The following is a 14,325-nucleotide window of genomic DNA, read 5'->3' as shown; positions in this document are numbered from 1 at the left end:
AGCAGGCGCACTCGCGACGGTGACGGCGACCACGCTCAGAACCGGTGGCTCGTATGGCTGAACGTCCCCTTGCCGAACGCCAGCACCTTCGACGGCCGCACGGCGAAGACGAGCGCCTCGCCGTCCTCGTGGCGGAACACGTCGCTGTCCGCCTCGAACTGCCATTGACCGTCCCACTTGCCCCGCCACGCCTCGGCGAGACGGGCCAACCGGTCGCCGCCGGTGACCCGTTCGGCGACACCTTCGACGACGACATCGAGGCCGCTCTCCCATCGGTTGCAGCCCGTCGTGAGGATCACGTTCGGGTTGGTGCGCAGGTTGACGGACTTCTGCTCCTCGGCCCCGGTGGAGAAGTGCAGCGCCCCGTCCAGCCACACGGCGACGAGCGGAGTGGAGTGCGGTCGACCATCGGCGCGGACGGTGGTGATCCAGAAGAGCTGAGCCTCGGCGAGCACCCGCTCGGTGTCGGCCCAGGCGGTCGGATGTGCGTCCGCATCGCTGAAGCGGGCATCGAGCGCTGTGGTCGGTTCGGTCACGGTGGCGGCTCCCCTCGGCGCGGTGCCCCGGTCGGTCCGGGGTCCGTTCCGTCATCGAGACAATCGCAGAAATCGATCGGCGCGCGGTCGCGCCCCGCGGCCGACCGCCTGGTTACGATCGGTGCCGATGTCCGCTGACAGTTCCGCCCAGGGCGCCATCGGCCGCGACGAGATCCTCGGGATCGTTCGCGACCGACTCGCCGACATTCTCGAGATCGATCCGTCGTCGATCAGCGAGGGCCAGTCCTTCGTCGACGACCTCGACGCCGACTCGCTCGCCCTGATCGAGCTCGTCGAGGCGCTCGAGGAGGAGTTGAGTGAGCGCACCACCGGATTCCGCATCGACGACGAGGATCTCGCCGATCTCAAGACCGTTCGCGACGCCGTCGACTACGTGCACGAGCGCACCCGTGGGGACGCCTGACGAGGCTGCGGCGGCCTCCGACAACGCAAACCTCTCCACCTCCGGCGACGCGCTCGTCGCCCGTATCGGCTACGACATCGCCGACCGCGACCTGCTCGACGAGGCGATGTCCCATCGTTCGTGGTGCGCCGAGAACCCCGGCCATCCGAGCAACGAGCGCCTGGAATTCCTCGGTGACGCCGTCCTCGGCTGGGTGACGGCCGATCTCGCCTACCGTCGCTATCCGATGATGAGCGAGGGCGAGCTCACCGGGATCCGCAAGGGAGTCGTCAACGCGACGGCGCTCTCGGAGCTCGCGGGAGAACTCGGTCTCGGCCCGTTCATCAAGCTCGGCAAGGGCGAGTCGGCGGCCGGCGGCGCCCGCAAGCCGTCGATCCTCGCCGACGCGATGGAAGCCCTGATCGGGGCCCTCTACCTCGACCGGGGATCGAGCATCGCCTACCAGTTCGTCGACCGGATGCTCGGCGATCGCATCGCGTCGACGGCCCAGCGGCTCGACCAGCTCGACTACAAGTCGACGCTGCAGGAGCTGTTGGCCGGCTCGGGCCGTCCGACGCCGACGTACGAGCTGAGCGACAGCGGTCCCGACCACGACAAACGCTTCGTCGCCGTGGTTCTCGTCGGCGGCCAGGTGTACGGGCGGGGCGAGGGACGCTCCAAGCGCGTCGCCGAGCAAGCAGCTGCTGCCGAGGCGACCCGAGCGCTCCAGGCCTGAGGTCGTCTGCATGCCTGAGCTCCCCGAAGTCGAAACCGTTCGCCGCGGGCTGGAGCGCACCGTGGTGGGGCGGCTCATCACCCGCGCCGAGGTCGGGCGGCAACGAACGGTGCGGCGCACCTCGGCCGACGCCGTGATCAACGGCCTCACCGGTGCGACGGTGCTCGCCGCCCAACGGCGCGGCAAGTACCTGCTCGCCCCGCTCGACACCGGCGACACGCTGATGGTCCACCTGCGGATGACGGGCCAGCTCCTCCTGTCGGAACCCGGCGCTGGTCGACCGCCCCACACGCACGTGGTGATGCACCTCGCCGGTCAGGAGGCCTCGGGGCACCCGCCCGCCGAGCTGTGGTTCGTCGATCCGCGGACGTTCGGCGAGGTCGTCGTCTTCGACCCCGAGCACGCCGATGTGGAAGTGCCCGAGCTCGCCGGCCTCGGGCTCGACCCGCTCGCCGACGAGTGGGGCCCGACCGAACTGGGCACCCTGCTCCGGCGCCGGACCACCCATCTCAAGCCGTTGCTCCTCGACCAGCACGTGGTCGCCGGCATCGGCAACATCTACGCCGACGAGATCCTCCATGCCGCCCGCCTGCATCCCGACCTGCCGGGAACGGCGTTGCGTCACCGCGACGTCGTGCGGATCTATGACGAGATGCAACGCATCCTCAACGCCTCGGTCCGTGCCGGCGGCTCGACGCTGCGCGACGCCCAGTACGTCGACCTGATGGGGGCCGGCGGCTCCTACCAGGACGACCACCGCGTGTACGGCCGGGCAGGGGAGCGCTGCATCACCTGCGGGCGCGGCGTCGTCCGGCGCCTGGTGCACTCCGGCCGGTCCACGCACTACTGCCCGGTGTGCCAGCGCCCGCGAGCACCCCGGCCGGGCCCGGTCCGCGCCGGCCGCGCCATCCGACACACGGCGGGTACCAGCCGGTAGCTTCGCGGTCGCCGTGTTCCTCAAATCGCTCACCATCAAGGGGTTCAAGTCGTTCGCCGATGCCGCGACGCTCGAGCTCGAGCCCGGCGTCACGGTGGTCGTCGGTCCCAACGGATCCGGCAAGTCCAACGTCGTCGACGCGATCGCGTGGGTGCTCGGAGCGCAGGCGCCTTCGATGGTCCGCAGCCAGAAGATGGACGATGTCATCTTCGCCGGCACGGCCACCCGGCAGGCACTCGGCCGCGCCGAGGTCACGCTGACCATCGACAACTCGGCCCGGCTCCTCCCCAGCGAGTTCACCGAGATCGCCATCCGGCGCACGCTCTTTCGCAGCGGCGACAGCGAGTACGCGATCAACAACGTGCCGTGCCGCCTGCTCGACGTCCAAGAGCTGCTGTCCGACGCCGGCGTCGGACGCCAGCAGCACGTCATCATCAGCCAGGGGCAGATCGACGCCGTGCTCAACGCCCGGCCCGAGGACCGCAGGGCGATCATCGAGGAAGCCGCCGGCGTCCTCAAGTACCGCAAGCGCAAGGAGAAGGCCGAGCGCCGTCTCGAGGCGACCGAGGCCAGCCTCCTGCGTGTGCAGGACCTGCTTCGAGAGGTGCGGCGCCAGCTACGGCCCCTCGAGCGGCAGGCCGAAGCGGCCAAGCGGCACGGCGAGCTCGTCGAGGAGCTCCGGGCACTGCGCATCTTCGTCGCCGGGCGGGAGATCGGTGCGCTGCGCGCCAAGCTCACGTCGCTGGCCGCCGCCCGCAACCAGTCGGGCGCCGACGAGACCACGCTGAAGGCCGAACTGGCCCAGCTCGACGCCGACATCGTCGTCCTCAGCGCCGAGCTGTCGGCTCGCGGCGCCGACGACGTGAGTGACCGCCTCGCCCGGACCGACCAGCTGCGTGAGCGGGCCCGGGGCCTGATGGCGCTCATCGCCGAGCGCTCGCGAGGACTCGAGCGCGATCGCGGCCAGTTGCTCGACGAAGGAGTGGTCGCCTCCCTCGAAGCCGACGCGGCGCGCTTTCGCGACGAGCTCGACGAGGTCAACTCGGCCATCGCCCGCTCCGTCCCCGACGTCGAGGAGCTCGAGGCCGACGAGGCGGCCTTCGCCGTCGACCGCGAAGAGACGCTCGCCTCGATCGATCCGACCCCGTCGGCGTCGGCGTCGAGCGCCCTGGCCGAGGTGCGCGGCGAACTGCGGTCCCGCCGCTCCGCCGCCGACCGCGTCGAGGCCGAGCTGCGCAAGGGGCAGGCCCGGCGCGACCAGCTCAACGCTCGCGTCGTCCAGCTCGATCGGCTCCGTGCGCAGTACCGCGACGACTGCTCGGCCACCGAGGCGCTCGAGGGCCCGCTCATCGCCGACATCGAGACGGCCGAACTGCGCGTCGCCGAGCTCGAGGTGGCGTTCGAAGCAGCCACGGCCCGGCGCCAACAGGCCGCAGAGGCGGCGTCCAGCGCCGTGGCCCGCGTCGACGCGCTCCAGATGGCGCTCGACGCCGCCCGGGCCCGGGCCGGTGCCGAACACTTGGCCGGCCACGAGGGCGTCGTCGGCACGCTGCTCGAACTGATCCGCATCGAACCCGGCTGGGAGGCGGCGGTGGAAGCGGCGCTGGGCGAGGCCCTCGCCGCCGTCGTGGCCACCGACGTCGACGCGGCCACCAGGGCGCTGCAGGCGTTGCAGGAGTCGTCGACGGCCGGTGCCGTGCTGGCGCTGGGCGTCAACCCGAGGTTCGTCGCCCTGAGCGCCAGCCGCATCGAACACGGCGCCGGCCAGGCGGTGCGTCCCCACGTGAGCGCCGATCGAGAGGACGTCGGCCGGCTGCTCGACGTCCTCCTGGCCACGGCCACCAGGGTCGCCGGGGTCAGCGAGGCCATCGAGGCCGCCGTCCGCGATCCGTCAGCCGTCATCGTCACCGACGACGGCGACCGGTTCGGCGCCAGCGGCTGGCGGGTCGGGGCCGCCGCGGCCGGCGGTGTCACGGCGGCTGCCATCGAGGAGGCCATGAATCAGCGCGACGCCACGCAGGCCGAGATGGCCGCGGCCGTCGCCGACCACGATCGGCTCGCCGCCGAACTCACTGCGGCCCGTCGCACCGAAGCGGACGTCGCCGCCCGGCTCGACGCCAACGACTCGAAGTTCGCCGCCGCGTCCGAGGGGCTGGCCCGCACCCAGACCGATCTGCGCGAGGCCCAGGTCGAGCTCGAGCCGCTCGACGGCCGGCTCGCCGAGCTCGCCCAGTCGCTCGACGGTGAGCGGACGCGCATCGCCGAGCTCGAAGCGCTGATGCCGGCGCTCGAAGCCGACGAGTCGGCCGAGGCCGCCGCCGCCCGCAATCGGCAGGAGGTCCGCGCCGCCATCGAGGCCCGTGCTGCCGTGCTCACCGGCCGCCGCCGCGACCTCGAGGTGCGTCTCGCCGGCCTGCGCGAGCGTTCCGAGTTCCTCGAGAAGCGGCTCGAGGAGACCGAGCGCCGGCTGGCGGCCGACGCCGAGGCGCGCGTCGTCGCCGAGCAGCGCCGCACGGTCATCGAGCGTTCGCTGACGGCCCTGTCGCGGCTGTCCAACTTCGTCGAGGCCCGCCGGCACGTCGTCGAGGCGCACTACGAGATGCTCGCCGAACAGCGCCGCCGTCAGAGCGACCAGGTCAAGGATCTCTCCGGACGGCTCGACGCCAAACGCTCGCGCCGGGTCGAGGCCGAACGCCAGCTCGACGAGGTCCGCGAACGTGCTCGCCGGGCCGACGTCGACGAGGCCGAGGCTCGCCTGCGGCTCGAGACGGCCGTCGAGATGCTCCGACACGATCTCGACGTCGAGCCCGAGACCGCCGAGGCGGCCGAGCAGCCTCCGTTGCCCGACGGCGTGAGCGCCCCGGCCCGCGTCCGCGAGCTCGACCGTGAGCTGCGACTGCTGGGGCCGATCAACCCGCTCGCCCTCGAGGAGTTCACCGAGCTGCAGCAGCGCCACACGTTCCTCGAGGAACAGCTCGAAGACGTCCGCACCACCCGGCGCGAGCTCAGCCGGGTCATCAAGGCGGTCGACCAGGAGATCCAGTCCGTGTTCGCCTCGGCCTACACCGACGTCAGCGGCCACTTCGCGTCGCTGTTCGGTGGGCTGTTCCCCGGCGGCAGCGGACGCCTGATCCTCACCCAGCCCGAAGATCTGCTCAACACGGGCATCGAGGTCGAAGCCAAGCCGGGCGGCAAGAACGTCAAGAAGCTGTCGCTGCTGTCCGGCGGCGAGCGTTCGCTGACGGCGTTGGCGTTCCTGTTCGCCGTGTTCCGGAGCCGACCGTCGCCGTTCTACGTGATGGACGAGGTCGAGGCCGCGCTCGACGACGTCAACCTCCATCGCTTCCTCGGCCTCGTCGCCGAGTTCCGCTCCGAAGCACAGCTGCTGATCGTGAGCCACCAGAAGCGCACGATGGAGGCCGGCGACTGCCTCTTCGGCGTCACGATGCAGCCCGGCGGCTCCTCCAAGGTGATCGCCGAACGCGTCACCGTCTGACGCATCGAGCCGAGGTCGGCTGACTCTGGCCGACTCCGGCTGCGTGCGGTCCGGCTGACCGCGCGCACCGGTAGGGTCGAGCGACGATGGCCTGGATCTACATCGTCCTGATCGCCGTCGTCATCCTCTTCGGGATCGGCGTCGTCGTCTGGAATCGCCGGCGCAACGCGGGCGCTGTCGCCCCTCCGAGCGCGCCCACCCGCACGGTCGATCGGCCACCGCCGGCGACCCCGCCGATTCGCCCCGGCCAACCGGACGGCCAGCGGGGATCGCCGTCGTCGACGGCGGTGCTCGAGGGTCCCACTCCGGACGGCGTCGTGGCCGAGCCCGAGGTGGTCGAGCCGGAGGCGCCCGTCGAGGAGCCGGTCGAGGTTCCCTCGCTGCGCAGCCGCATGTCCCGTGCCCGGGCCGCCCTCGCCGGTGTGTTCAGCGGCGTCCGGGGGCGCAAGGGCATCACCGACGAGACGTGGGACGACCTCGAGGAGGCACTGCTGCGGGCCGACGTGGGCATCGGTGTGACCACCGAACTGCTCGACGGCCTGCGCGCCCAGGTGAAGGCCAAGTCGATCACCGAGCCCGACGACCTTCTCGACGCCCTGCGTGAGGAGATGAAGAGCCGCCTCGCCGGGTCCGATCGCGAGCTGCACTTCGATCCCGAGGCCAAGCCCAACGTGTGGCTGTTCGTCGGCGTCAATGGCGTCGGCAAGACGACCAGCATCGGCAAGGTCGGCAGTCAGCAGACCCACAACGGGCGGTCGGTCCTGATGGCCGCCGGTGACACCTTTCGCGCCGCCGCCGCCGAGCAACTCGCCACGTGGGCCGAGCGGTCGGGCGTCGAGCTCGTGCGTGGCAACGAGGGTGGCGACCCGAGCGCCGTCGTGTTCGACGCCGTCGAGCGGGCCGCTTCGCGGGACGTCGACCTCGTGCTCGCCGACACGGCCGGGCGTCTCCACACCAAGACCAACCTGATGGAAGAGCTGCGCAAGGTCCGGCGGGTCGCCGAGAAGGGCGCCGGCACGGTCACCGAGGCGCTGCTCGTCATCGACGCCACCACCGGCCAGAACGGCTTGGCCCAGGCCCGCGAGTTCGGCGACGCCACGTCGCTCACCGGCGTCGTGCTCACCAAGCTCGACGGTTCGGCCAAGGGCGGCATCGTGTTCGCCGTGGAGACCGAGCTGGGCATCCCCGTGAAGCTCGTCGGTCTCGGCGAGACGATCGCCGACCTCGCCCCCTTCGACCCCGACGAGTTCGTCGACGCCCTCTTCTGACCCGCCCGCCGGATTCGTTCTGCTGGCGCGAGAAGGCCGTGCCACGGCCTTTGTGCTCCACCAGACCGCGGGTGGATGTTCTGCTGGCGCGAGTAGGCCGTGCCACGGACTTTCTGCTCCACCAGAACGCCGGTGAATGCTCTGCTGGCGCGAGAAGGCGGTGCGAGGGCGTTCTCGCGCCAGCAGAGGGATGGGTCAGGCCGCAGCGGCGGCGGCGAGGGCGGCTCGGGTCTGAGCGACGACGAAGTCCGGATCGGTGGTGACGTGGTCGTAGGTGAACTCGTAGACCACGTGTCCGGCCGCCACGAGGGCGTTGCGGCGGGACGCGTCGCGGTTCATCTGCGACTTCGTTCGGTGGAACCGGTAGCCCAGGAGCTCGACGACCAGCCGGGTGCCCGGGAACGTGCAGTCGACCCGCACGGCGTGGTCCTTCGTCCGGGCGAGGATCACCTGCGTCTCGGGACGGGGGAGACCGGCCCGTCGGAGGAGACGGAGGTACTCCCGCTCCAACCAGCTCGCCCCGCCCGCCGTGATCTCGAGCCGCTCGAGCACGCGCAACAGGAGTGGGATGCCGTAGCGCCCCTTCGAGCGCAGGGCGCCGATGCGCCGATGCAGGAGGTCCTCGCTCCCGAGTCCGTCGGCCACCAGGTGTTCGCTGGCGCCGGCGAGTTGTGCCCACGAGGCGTGCCGGGCGAGGTCGATGACGGTTCGCACCGGACTCGTGACGGCGATGCCGTCGACCTCCTCGCAGTCGATGGGATCGATGTACTCGGATCGGTGCACGACCACGCCGTTGCGGCGCACGTTGCGGTCGCTGCCGACGAGGACGTGGAACGGCCGGCGCAACGAGAAGCCCGGCATGCCGTGCAGGGCGGCGGCCGTCGGTCCGCAGACTCGCACGTCGCCGCCGATGTCGAGCAGTACCTCCACCAACTGCCCTTTCAGGGTGTTCGGGGTCCCGGCAACACGGAAGCTGTTGGGACCGGTTTGTTCGAGGGCGCCGCTCATGACTCGGCTCCGAAGCTGGCGGTTGGACAGGCCGGCGTCAGTGGCCTGCGCGCGTGAGAACGCGCCCAGCTGACCAGTGGTGAGTGCCGCGATGCGGCGTTCTGTCGTGGTCATGCCGGCCAGTCAAGCCAACCTCTGTCACAGGGTTTTCGGGAAGCCGGACGACCGCATCGACCGGAGCACTTCTGCTGGAGCCAGAAGGCCGTGGCAAGGCGTAGTCGCGCCAGCAGAACGGGCGGCGGGCTTCTGGTGGAGCCAGAAGGCCGTGGCGCGGCGTTGTCGCGCCAGCAGAACGGGCGGCGGGCTTCTGCTGGAGCCAGAAGGCCGTGGCGCGGTGTTTTCGCGCCAGCAGAAGATTGCGGAGCTAGTCGCCGACGACGGGGGCGAGCTCGCCGGTGTCCGGACCGCCGTGGCGCGGGCGCACGTAGCGGGTCGGCACGATGCCCTGACCCCGGGTCGTCACCAGCACGACGACGATCGTGCCGAGGGCGGTGAGGGCCCCACCGCCGATCAACGTCCATCGGGCGCCGAGGTGATCGGCGACCCAACCGAGCAGCGGTGCGCCGGCCGGCGTGCCGCCCATGAAGATCATCATGTAGAGCGCCATCACCCGACCGCGCATCGCGGCGTCGGTGGCCATCTGCACGAACGAGTTGGCGGCCGTGACGACGGTGAGCCCGGCGAACCCGCAGACGGGGAGGAACAGGGCGAAGGTGAGGTACGACGGCATCAGGCCGGCGACGATCTCCGACACCCCGAAGGCGAGCGCCGAGACGACGACGAGCCGCTGGCGTGACGACGTCCGCCGCGCCGCCACGAGCGCGCCGGCGAGCGAACCGATGGCCAGCACCGAGCCGAGGATGCCGTACTCACCGGCACCCATGCCGTAGACCTCGGTCGCCATCAGCGCCGTGGTGAGCTGGAAGTTGAGCCCGAACGTGCCGGCGCAGAACACGACTCCGAGGACGAGGAGGATGTCGGGCCGGTTGCGGACGTAGCGCAGCCCGTCGCCGAGCTGACCCCTGGCCCGCCGCAGCAGGGGCGACGGGTGCATCTCCTCGGAGCGCATCAGTGACAGCGAGTAGAGGACCGACACGTAGCTGATGGCGTTGAGGAGGATCACCCAGCCCGTCGCCCGGACACCCGAGCCGAGGAGGGCGATCACCGCACCGGCGACGGCCGGGCCGATCATGCGGGCGAGGTTGAACGACGCCGAGTTGAGGCCGACGGCGTTGACGATCATCGACGGCTCGACCATCTCGTTGACGAAGGCCTGACGCGCCGGCGAGTCGAACGCCGTCGCCGTGCCGAACACGAAGGCGAGCACGTATACGTGCCACGTCTGGACCACCCCGGAGATGGCGAGCACGCCGAGCGCAGCCGCGCTGATGCCCATGGCGACCTGGGTGACCATGAGGACCCGGCGCTTCGGGAACCGATCGGCGACCACGCCGGCCATCGGCGAGAACAGCAGCATCGGCAGGAACTGCAGCCCGGTGGTGATGCCGAGGGCGGCTCCGCTGTCGGTGAGCTTGAGGACCAGCCAGTCCTGGGCGACGCGCTGCATCCAGGTGCCGACGTTCGACACGAGCGATCCGGTGGCGAACAGGCGATAGTTGCGCACCCGGAGGGCGGTGAACGTGCGGTTGGCCCAGACCTTGGCGGCGACGGCTTTCACGACTGAGCCAGCCTGTCGAGCAGCGGCGCAGCGGCCTCGAGCAGGGCCCGGTCGGCGGAGGACAGGTCACGGAGGTGCTCACGCAGCCAGTCGTCCCGGCGGCGGCGGGTGTCGGCGAGCACCCCGAGAGCGGAGTCGGTGAGCTTGACGATGACCTGTCGCCCGTCGTTGTCGTTGGTGCAGCGCGCGACGAGCCCGGCCTCCTCGAGGAACGTCACGGTGCGCGTCATCGACGGCGGCTTGACCCGTTCGTGGTTCGCCAGCTCACCGATGGTGAGCGCGCCCTCGCGGGCGATGGTTCCCAGCACCGACAGCTGGGTGAGCGTCAGGTCGCCGTCGCGCTCGAGCCGCAGACGCCGGCTGAGGCGCAGCACTCCGACCCGCAAGGCGGCGATCAGGTCGTCGTGGATCTCGTGGTCGGTCCGGTCGGGCGGATCGCTCCGGAGCTCGACGTCGCCGCCGTCGGGGGGAATGGCGGCGGCGACGGAACTCACATTTCGTTAGTATAGGTCATTACCTCGGCGAAACAACTCGCCAAGCGGCACGTCGGCCAGGCAGAACAGGCCGGGGGAGAGGCGCGCCACGGGACGCCCGCCCAGTACCCTCGAACCACCATGTTCGAGAACCTGTCTTCCCGGCTCGACGGGGTCGTCAAGCGGCTCCGCGGCAAGGGCCGTCTCACCGAGGCCGACGTCGACGAGATGCTGCGGGAGATCCGCACCGCCCTCCTCGAGGCCGATGTCAACGTCGGCGTCACCCGCGAGGTGGTCGCCCGGATTCGGGAGCAGGCCGTCGGCATGGCGCGGTCGCAGGCGCTCGACCCCGGTCAGCAGGTCGTCAAGATCGTCAACGGCGAGCTGACGCGCATCCTCGGTGGCGAGACCCTCAAGATCACCTACGCCAGCCGCCCGCCGACGGTGGTGCTGATGGCCGGTCTCCAGGGTTCCGGCAAGACCACCGCGGCCGCCAAGCTCGCCCGCTGGTTCAAGGCCCAGGGCCGCAACCCGCTGCTCGTCGGCGCCGACCTGCAGCGCCCGGCGGCCGTCGAACAGCTCCGCACGCTCGCCAGCCGCATCGACGTCCCCGTGTTCTCCGAGCCGGGCGACCCCGTGCTCACCTCGGCACGCGGCCTCGCCGAGGCCCGGCGCCTCGGCCGCGACGTGCTCATCGTCGACACCGCCGGCCGTCTGGCGATCGACGCGGAGATGATGGAGCAGGTCCGCCTCATCTCGGGTGCCGTCTCGCCGAACTACACGTTCCTCGTCATCGACGCGATGACCGGTCAGGACGCGGTCAACACGGCGGTGGCGTTCAACGACACCCTCGCCCTCGACGGCGTGATCCTCTCCAAGCTCGACGGCGACGCCCGCGGCGGCGCCGCGCTGAGCGTGAAGGAGGTCATCGGCAAGCCGATCGCATTCGCGTCGACGGGGGAGAAGCTCGACGCCTTCGAGCAGTTCCACCCCGACCGCATGGCCGGCCGGATCCTCGGCATGGGCGACATGCTCACGCTGATCGAGCAGGCCGAGCAGGCGTTCGAGAAGGACCAGGCCGAAGAGGCCGCGGCGAAGTTGATGGAGGGGCAGTTCACCCTCGACGACTTCCTCGAACAGATGCAGCAGCTCAAGAAGATGGGCCCGCTCGGCGGCATCCTCGGGATGATGCCCGGCATGCCCAAGGAGCTGAAGGGCGCCAAGATCGACGACGACGACCTCAAGCCCATCGAGGCGATCATCCGGTCGATGACGCCACTCGAGCGCGCCGAGCCGCAGATCATCAACGGCTCCCGTCGCAACCGCATCGCCCTCGGCTCGGGAACCACGCCGAGCGACATCAACCGCCTCGTGAAGCAGTTCACCGAGATGCAGAAGATGATGAAGCGCTTCGGGATGGCCGCGGGTGGCGGCAAGAAGGGCAAGAAGGGCAAGCGCCGTGGCGCGCTCGCCGGTCTCGGGGGACTCGGTGGGCTCGGCGGCGGTCTCGGTGGGCCGGGAGGTTTCCCCGACCTCGATCAGCTGGCGGCGGGATTGCCCGACGGATTCGGCGAGCCGCCGCGATAACCTTGCCCGGTTCATTTCTCGCAGCAGACGAGACGAGTGATTGAGAGTGTGTGACCAATGGCAGTGAAGCTGCGCCTCACCCGTGTCGGCAAGACCAAGCAGCCGCAGTACCGCATCGTGGCGGCCGACGCCCGTTCGCCCCGCGACGGCCGATTCATCGAGATCCTCGGTCATTACAACCCGCGTACCGAGCCATCGACGATCTCGATCGACAACGACAAGGCCGCCAAGTGGCTGAGCCAGGGGGCCCAGCCCACCGATCGCGTCCGCAAGTTGCTCGAGATCTCGGGCGCCATCGCCCCGTCCGGCAAGTCCGCGGCCGGCGCCTGAGGTCGCGGTGAGCGACATCACGGCCGAGCCCGACGACAACTCCGGCGACGACAACGTCGACCACCAGACTGACGACGCCAGCCGATCCGGCGCGCCCACCGCTGCCGCGGTGCTCGAGCACATCGTGCGCTCGATCGTCGACGATCCCGACGCCGTCCACGTCGAGGCCACCCCTGACCGGGGCAAGATCCGCCTCGACGTACGGGTCGGCCCCGGCGACCTCGGCCGGGTCATCGGCCGTCGCGGTCGTACGGCGCAGAGCGTCCGCACGGTCGTGCGCGCCGCGGCCACCCGCGACGACACCGAAGTCGACATCGAATTCTTGGACTGATCGTCCTCGGCGGCATCGTCGCTTCGCTCCTCGCCGCCTGCGGCGAGGTCTGAGTTGGGCCCCCGGGCCCCGGCAAAGCCAGGCCCGGGGGCACCGAAGAACTTCTATGGCGTCATCTCGGCTCACGGCCCTCTCGGGGTCTTCCATCCCCACTGCCCTCCTCGTCGGCGCGTTGAATGACGCGCGACGGGTCCTCTTCGGCGCGTTGAGCGCCTCGCGGCGGGTCTTCTTCGGCGCGTTGCGCACCCTCGACCGCTCGTCGGGGATCTCACTACGGTTCGTCAGGTGAGCGCCGTTCCGGACGGGCTTCTCGAGGTCGGGCACATTCGGCGCGCCCACGGAGTGCGCGGCGAGATGTCGGTCGAGCTGTCCACCGAGCGCCTCGAGCGGGTCACACCCGGGGCCCGGTGGTTCACCCGCGGGGAGTGGATGGAGGTGACGTCGGCCCGCCCGCACCAGGACCGCTGGCTCGTCACGCTCGCCGGCGTCTCCGACCGCACGGGCGCCCAGCGGCTCACCAACGCGGCGATCTACGCCGAGCCGATCGACGACCCCGACGAGCTGTGGGTCCATCGCCTGATCGGCGCCCGGGTCGTCGACACCGCCGGCCGTGACGTCGGCCGGTGCACCGCCGTCGTCTCCAACCCGGCCGCCGACCTGCTCGAACTCGACGACGGCCGGCTCGTCCCGGTCGTGTTCGTCACGTCGCTCGATGCCTCGACCGCCGGCGACGTCGTCACGATCGACCCACCCGAGGGCCTCCTCGACCTATGACGCTGCGCATCGACGTGCTGTCGATCTTCCCCGCCGCGGTCGACGGGTTCTGCTCGGCGGCCCTGCTCGGCAAGGCGCGCGCCAACGGGCACGTCGACCTGCGTCTCCACGACCTGCGCGACTACACCACCGACGTGCATCGCTCCGTCGACGACGCCCCGTTCGGAGGTGGCGCCGGGATGCTGATGAAGGCCGAGCCGATCTTCGCCGCGGTGGAAGCGGTCGAGCCGCCCCGCCCGCTGCTCCTGCTCGGCCCCGGCGGGCGCCGTTTCGATCAGGACACGGCCGCCGAGCTCGCCGCCGGCGACGGCTTCAGCCTGCTCTGCGGGCGCTACGAGGGCATCGACCACCGTGTGCGCGAACACCTCGCCGACGGCGAGCTCAGCATCGGCGACGTCGTCCTCGCCGGGGGAGAGGCCGCCGCGTGCGTCGTGATCGAGGCCGTCACGCGGCTGCTGCCCGGGGTGATGGGCAACGACGTCAGTGCGATCACGGAGAGCTTCGGTGAGCGGCGGTTGCTCGAGGAGCCCCACTACACCCGCCCGGCCGACTTCCGCGGCTGGATGGTGCCGGCGGAGCTGCTGAGCGGCAACCACGCCCTGATCGAGCGCTGGCGTCACGCCCAGGCCCTCCATCGCACGCTCGCCCACCGGCCCGACCTCATCGAGGCGCGCGGCGGACTCACCGACAACGACCGAGCGCTGTTGGAAGAGTTCCCTGCCGTCCCGTATCCTTGATCGGCCGCCGCTCCGGCGCCTTCGACAGCCG

General features: G+C 70.8%; 14 protein-coding genes. 10 read left to right on the top strand and 4 right to left on the bottom strand.

Annotated elements, in window-relative coordinates; all coding sequences use genetic code 11:
* Nucleotides 1–35 precede the first annotated feature (35 nt).
* Complete coding sequence (locus tag DN771_RS06020; RefSeq protein ID WP_116996438.1) at nt 36–536, bottom strand: pyridoxamine 5'-phosphate oxidase family protein; 501 nt, start codon at nt 534–536, stop codon at nt 36–38.
* A 127-nt stretch (nt 537–663) separates the two neighbouring features.
* Here DN771_RS06020 and DN771_RS06015 point away from each other — a divergent pair, with 127 nt between their 5' ends.
* From DN771_RS06015 to ftsY, 5 genes are all read left to right on the top strand, one after another.
* Complete coding sequence (locus tag DN771_RS06015; RefSeq protein WP_116996577.1) at nt 664–960, top strand: acyl carrier protein; 297 nt, start codon at nt 664–666, stop codon at nt 958–960.
* On the top strand, nt 947–1,675 hold the full coding sequence (rnc, locus tag DN771_RS06010) for a ribonuclease III (protein ID WP_205528439.1): 729 nt from the start codon (nt 947–949) through the stop codon (nt 1,673–1,675). Before DN771_RS06015 ends, rnc begins: the two co-directional genes overlap by 14 nt.
* A 10-nt stretch (nt 1,676–1,685) precedes the next feature.
* Nucleotides 1,686–2,612 carry a bifunctional DNA-formamidopyrimidine glycosylase/DNA-(apurinic or apyrimidinic site) lyase gene (gene mutM / locus DN771_RS06005; RefSeq protein WP_116996437.1) on the top strand — a complete coding sequence of 309 codons (927 nt, stop codon included), beginning with the start codon at nt 1,686–1,688 and terminating at the stop codon, nt 2,610–2,612.
* A 13-nt stretch (nt 2,613–2,625) separates the two neighbouring features.
* On the top strand, nt 2,626–6,108 hold the full coding sequence (gene smc / locus DN771_RS06000; RefSeq protein ID WP_116996436.1) for a chromosome segregation protein SMC: 3,483 nt from the start codon (nt 2,626–2,628) through the stop codon (nt 6,106–6,108).
* Nucleotides 6,109–6,194: 86 nt separating this feature from the next.
* The gene (gene ftsY / locus DN771_RS05995) at nt 6,195–7,376 is read left to right on the top strand and encodes a signal recognition particle-docking protein FtsY (RefSeq protein ID WP_116996435.1); all 1,182 of its coding nucleotides are present in this window, start codon (nt 6,195–6,197) and stop codon (nt 7,374–7,376) included.
* Nucleotides 7,377–7,571: 195 nt separating this feature from the next.
* On the opposite strand, the gene DN771_RS05990 is transcribed toward ftsY, so the two are convergent.
* The 3 genes from DN771_RS05990 to DN771_RS05980 form a co-directional block, all read right to left on the bottom strand.
* Complete coding sequence (locus DN771_RS05990) at nt 7,572–8,498, bottom strand: DUF559 domain-containing protein (RefSeq protein ID WP_116996434.1); 927 nt, start codon at nt 8,496–8,498, stop codon at nt 7,572–7,574.
* A gap of 250 nt (nt 8,499–8,748) precedes the next feature.
* Nucleotides 8,749–10,062, bottom strand: coding sequence for an MFS transporter (locus tag DN771_RS05985; protein ID WP_116996433.1), 1,314 nt, complete (start codon nt 10,060–10,062; stop codon nt 8,749–8,751).
* A complete protein-coding gene (locus DN771_RS05980) occupies nt 10,059–10,556 on the bottom strand; it encodes a MarR family transcriptional regulator (RefSeq protein ID WP_205528438.1) in 498 nt (165 codons plus the stop codon). The genes DN771_RS05985 and DN771_RS05980 overlap by 4 nt, the downstream gene beginning before the upstream one ends.
* 120 nt (nt 10,557–10,676) lie before the next feature.
* Between DN771_RS05980 and ffh the strand changes: the two genes are divergently transcribed.
* The 5 genes from ffh (at nt 10,677) to trmD (ending at nt 14,294) form a co-directional block, all read left to right on the top strand.
* Nucleotides 10,677–12,122, top strand: a complete 1,446-nt coding sequence (gene ffh, locus DN771_RS05975; protein ID WP_116996432.1) for a signal recognition particle protein — start codon at nt 10,677–10,679, stop codon at nt 12,120–12,122.
* Between the two features lie 57 nt (nt 12,123–12,179).
* On the top strand, nt 12,180–12,452 hold the full coding sequence (gene rpsP / locus DN771_RS05970; protein WP_116996431.1) for a 30S ribosomal protein S16: 273 nt from the start codon (nt 12,180–12,182) through the stop codon (nt 12,450–12,452).
* 7 nt (nt 12,453–12,459) lie between these two features.
* Nucleotides 12,460–12,783: a KH domain-containing protein gene (locus DN771_RS05965; RefSeq protein ID WP_227462282.1), complete on the top strand. Its 324-nt coding sequence runs from the start codon at nt 12,460–12,462 to the stop codon at nt 12,781–12,783.
* 285 nt (nt 12,784–13,068) lie between these two features.
* Nucleotides 13,069–13,557, top strand: coding sequence for a ribosome maturation factor RimM (gene rimM / locus DN771_RS05955; protein WP_116996429.1), 489 nt, complete (start codon nt 13,069–13,071; stop codon nt 13,555–13,557).
* On the top strand, nt 13,554–14,294 hold the full coding sequence (gene trmD / locus DN771_RS05950) for a tRNA (guanosine(37)-N1)-methyltransferase TrmD (RefSeq protein ID WP_227462281.1): 741 nt from the start codon (nt 13,554–13,556) through the stop codon (nt 14,292–14,294). The genes rimM and trmD overlap by 4 nt, the downstream gene beginning before the upstream one ends.
* Nucleotides 14,295–14,325: the final 31 nt, after the last annotated feature.

The sequence above is a fragment of the Desertimonas flava genome, from assembly GCF_003426815.1.
In the GTDB taxonomy this organism is placed as follows: Bacteria; Actinomycetota; Acidimicrobiia; order Acidimicrobiales; family Ilumatobacteraceae; genus Desertimonas; species Desertimonas flava.
Note: the sequence above shows the minus strand (reverse complement) of the source record. Positions and strands in the feature narration are given on the sequence as shown.

What these genes read in the sequence shown, in the direction of transcription:
- DN771_RS06015 (WP_116996577.1), top strand. Translation starts at nt 664, where the DNA reads ATGTCCGCTGACAGTTCCGCCCAGGGCGCCATCGGCCGCGACGAGATC.
- mutM (WP_116996437.1), top strand. Translation starts at nt 1,686, where the DNA reads ATGCCTGAGCTCCCCGAAGTCGAAACCGTTCGCCGCGGGCTGGAGCGC.
- ftsY (WP_116996435.1), top strand. Translation starts at nt 6,195, where the DNA reads ATGGCCTGGATCTACATCGTCCTGATCGCCGTCGTCATCCTCTTCGGG.
- DN771_RS05990 (WP_116996434.1), bottom strand. Translation starts at nt 8,498, where the DNA reads ATGACCACGACAGAACGCCGCATCGCGGCACTCACCACTGGTCAGCTG.
- ffh (WP_116996432.1), top strand. Translation starts at nt 10,677, where the DNA reads ATGTTCGAGAACCTGTCTTCCCGGCTCGACGGGGTCGTCAAGCGGCTC.
- rpsP (WP_116996431.1), top strand. Translation starts at nt 12,180, where the DNA reads ATGGCAGTGAAGCTGCGCCTCACCCGTGTCGGCAAGACCAAGCAGCCG.
- trmD (WP_227462281.1), top strand. Translation starts at nt 13,554, where the DNA reads ATGACGCTGCGCATCGACGTGCTGTCGATCTTCCCCGCCGCGGTCGAC.